We start from the raw sequence: 4,296 nt of genomic DNA, 5'->3' as shown, positions 1-4,296 counted from the left end.
ATAATTCAATCATTGCTGACTTTAATGGAGGCTCAGGGACAACTGCCGCTGTTGTTGAGAAGTTAGGACGTAATTGGATTACTACAGATTTAGGCAAGCCTGCTTGCATGATTATGCGCAAACGCTTAATCGACCAAAATGCCAAGCCATTTTTATACCAAGCCATTGGAGATTATCAAGTAGAAGCGGCTAAATCTAGCCTTGGTCGTAACTTCCGCATGGGAGATTTATCGCAGATTGTGCTTTCACTGTATGGCGCATTGCCGTTATCGCCTGAAGACAACCCCCAGCGCAATTTAGGGCAGGTGAATCACGGTGGTAATAAAACATTAGTGTTAGCCGATTCACCCAATAAACTCACTGGCACCGCCACCTTGAAAAAAGCCATTGCCCAGCGCGATAGCCTGATGGGCGGCTGGGATAAAGTGGTGGTATTGGGCTGGAACTTTGAGCCTTCTATTGGTGAAACCATTACCGCGCTGAATGATAGCCGTTTAGAGGTATTGGTGATTCCGCCAGATTTAATGGATAGATTAAAGAAAAAAGGCGGTGCTGAAAAACTCCGTGGGCAAGTGCGCTTTAGTAGTTTGCAGTATTTAACTATTTATCCGATTACGCGGTCATCTTCAACCGTTCGGGCTGAGCTTGTCGAAGCCGATGTCCTAGCCCCTTCGACAAGCTCAGGGCGAACGGGTAGCCAAGAAACGCTCACCATTAGTCTTAAAAACTACATTTTACTTTCGCCCGAAGCTATTAACTTAGACGAAGCAAACCGTGAAAAACTGCAAGCCGTTATCAACCAAGAACCATTGGCACTTATTGAGTATTGGGCAGTTGACCCACATTATGATGGCATTGTGTTTAGGTCTGTTTGGCAAGATTATCGCGGTAATGTTGAGAATGACGGCGACCCATTACGTGTTGTGACTAAAGCGGTAGTGAATGTGCCAGCCATTGCAGGTGCGCGTAAGGTGTGTGTGCGCGTGGTGGATGTATTTGGTTTTGAAGCTGAGGTTGTGGTGACGGTGGAGGCGGTATGAGTACACCAAAAGATGAGCTATTGCCACTTGCCAGTGCGCTGACTAAAAGAACGCAGCAACTTTGCCTTGGTTTAGAGTCTGGTGGTGCCGAAATTTTAGAGTTAGTCACGCCCACTACAGCCGAATTACTCAAGTGGTGGTTTGGTGAAGATATGGTGTTAGCCCGTAGTGGTTTGAATTTTCATATAGGGCAAAAACAGGCGATATTGAATGCGATTGTGGCACATGAGGTGCTTAAATCTCACAGCCTTAAAGATTTATACAGCCAAGTTGCACCAGAGTTATTGCTGACAGGGAGTTTGCTGAGCAAGCTTGCGGAAGATAAAAACGCGCATCCCAAATACTGCCTAAAAATGGCGACTGGTACGGGCAAAACTTGGGTGTTACAGGCATTGATGATTTGGCAATTGCTCAATAAAACGGCGGCAAGCGCAGAGGGTATTGCCGACGAACGATTTACTCGCCAGTTTTTAATCGTTGCGCCTGGCTTAATTGTGTATGAGCGTTTGCTAGATGCGTTTTGTGGCAAGTTGATTGCAGGGCAAAATAATTCACGCGATTTTGCCACTTCTGATGTGGCGCAGTTTGCGGAGTTGTTTATCCCTGAGCAATACCGTGAAAGTGTGTTTGGTTTTGTACGCGGCAATGTGTGTAACAAAACTGAAATTGGTTTAAAAGCCACAGGTAATGGCATGATAGGCATTACCAATTGGCATTTACTAAGTGAAGTGGAAGAGCAATTAAACGATGAAGAGTTTACTGAGGAACTATTTGCACCTGCCGCAAGTGTAAGCCCTGAGCAAGTCATCAAAGCCGTACTGCCTTTGTCACCAGGTAGAGCAACGGGCAACAGCTTAGATGTGCTAGATAGGCGTTATGCGCGTGGCAACGTATTGGACTTTTTAGCAAACTTGCCTGAATTGATGGTGTTTAACGATGAAGCGCACCATATTCATGAAATTAAAAAAGAAGGTGAAAGCACAGAGGTGGAATGGCAAAAAAGCCTAAGCCGCATTGCTGAAACTAAAGGCAGAAAGTTTGTACAGGTGGATTTTTCTGCAACGCCTTATAACGATATTGGCTCAGGTAAAAACAAAAGTAAGCTGTACTTTAACCATATTATTACCGATTTTGATTTGAAATCTGCCATGCGGGCAGGTTTGGTTAAATCGTTAGTGTTAGATAAACGCAAAGAAATTGGCGCGTTACCTTTAGAGTTTAAAGCTGAACGTGATGAGAATGGTGATGTAGCTTTGAGCGAAGGCCAGCGCGTGATGCTACGTGCAGGTTTGCAGAAACTTAAAAAACTAGAAATAGATTTTGCAAAAATAGACCCGAGCCGACACCCTAAAATGTTGGTGGTATGTGAAGACACGACAGTTTCACCATTAGTTAGCCAATTTTTACAAAATGAAGGTTTGAATGCTGATGAAGTGATGTCAATTGATTCTGGCAAAAAAGCTGAATTAGGTGAAAAAGATTGGGTGTCAGTGCGTGAGCGATTATTTAGTGTAGATAAACATGCTACGCCAAGAGTGATTGTCAGTGTTTTAATGCTGCGCGAAGGTTTTGACGTAAATAATATTTGTGTGATTGTGCCGTTACGTTCAAGCCAAGCACAGATTTTGTTAGAACAAACGATTGGGCGCGGCTTGCGTTTAATGTGGCGCGATGATGAATACACAGACCTAAAACGTGAAAACCGCGAGTTGATTAACAATAGCAAAGAGCCAAGTAGTTTGTTAGATATTTTGTCGATTATTGAGCACCCTGCGTTTCAATCTTTTTATGATGACTTAACCAATGATGGTTTGGCAGGTACAACCACAGAAGAAACGGATAATACGAGTAGCACAGGTGATGTGATTGCTTCACAATTACGTGAAGGATTTGAGGCGTTTGATTTTGCCATTCCCTTTATTTTGCGTGAAGCAGAAGAGCATTTAGAGCATAGAACATTAGACTTGAGTGCGTTGTTACCATTTACCGCACTTACCCCAATTGAACTGACCAATATGTTGGGTAAGGGTGATACGTTTATTTCACATGATTTACAAAGTAGCACATTATTTGGCGATTACCGCGTAGATGGCGCGGTGATGAATGTAAATGGTTATAACGATTATTTGGCAAGATTAACGCGACGTATTAGCCAAGCACTCAGTCAGCCGCTACCCAAAGGCAATAAAATTGCTACACACTTGGCAAACCCCTATTTGCAGGTGAATACCGCCGAGCTAACAGGTTGGTTAGATGATTACATTTGGCTCTATTTATTTGGGCAAGATTTTAACCCGATGGAAAATGAAAACTGGCGTATTTTACTTTTACAGCCTGTTATTGAGCATATTACTAAAGTGTTTGCTGTAGCGTTGTTGGATGCAGAACAGAAAAATATTACGGGTGAAAATGAAGTGCTTTACCGTAAATTATCAGAAGTGCCACGCTTGATGATGCGTGAAAGCAACTCGATAGAAGTGACTAAGTGTATTTACGAGCGCTTAGCTTATCCAAGCCACAACGGCGGTTTAGAACAAGCTTTTATGCAATGGGCGCAAGCCGATACTGGCGTACAAGCTTTTTGTAAAATTAGCGAGAATCGTCACACATTTGCACGATTAAGATATGTAAAAGAAGATGGTTTACCTGCTTTTTACTCTCCCGACTTTTTAGTGCGAACTGAAAATGCCGTGTATTTAGTTGAAACAAAAGCGCAGCAACAAACCACACACCCAAATGTGCAGCGCAAATTAAAGGCCGCGGTTGCTTGGTGCGAGCGCATCAATAACTTGGCGCCTGAGCTGCGCGATAATTGCAATTGGCACTACGTTTTGTTGGGTGAGTCTATGTTTGCTGATTGGCGTGGTAAAAATGCCCGACTGCCCGAGCTATTAGATTTTGCAAGAGTGAGAGCGCAGCACAGCAATATTGTTCAGGCAAAGTTAAGCTTGTAAGCTTATGGGTGAATGTTGTTGTAATTTTTTATCTCATTTAACCTTGCAAATCTGGAGCCACACTCCCTAATTTACCAAGGTTAAATTTAGAGCTAATCGCGCCTTCCATCTGCTAAAATATGGTTTTTTTACTAGCGATAACGCCATGACATCACTCAATCAAACCCTTTTTGAAAAATCTCAACAACTTATCCCAGGCGGTGTAAATTCGCCCGTGCGCGCGTTTCGTAGCGTGGGCGGCACGCCGATATTTTTTAAAAAAGGCTTGGGTTCTAAACTTTGGGATGTTGATGGTAAAGAAT

General features: G+C 43.2%; 1 protein-coding gene and 2 pseudogenes. All 3 read left to right on the top strand.

Features of this window, described 5'->3' with window-relative positions:
- Positions 1-1,040: pseudogene (locus HOO90_RS10150) on the top strand (site-specific DNA-methyltransferase); the annotation flags it as partial.
- Positions 1,037-3,994 carry a DEAD/DEAH box helicase family protein gene (locus HOO90_RS10145; RefSeq protein WP_292842657.1) on the top strand — a complete coding sequence of 986 codons (2,958 nt, stop codon included), beginning with the start codon at positions 1,037-1,039 and terminating at the stop codon, positions 3,992-3,994. The pseudogene HOO90_RS10150 and the gene HOO90_RS10145, both read left to right, overlap by 4 nt.
- A gap of 145 nt (positions 3,995-4,139) precedes the next feature.
- Positions 4,140-4,296, top strand: a pseudogene (locus HOO90_RS10140) (aspartate aminotransferase family protein); the annotation flags it as partial.

The sequence above is a fragment of the Methylotenera sp. genome (assembly GCF_013141425.1).
GTDB lineage: Bacteria > Pseudomonadota > Gammaproteobacteria > Burkholderiales > Methylophilaceae > Methylotenera.
The sequence above is the reverse complement of the archived record's forward strand: the minus strand, read 5'-3'. Positions and strand labels throughout refer to the sequence as shown.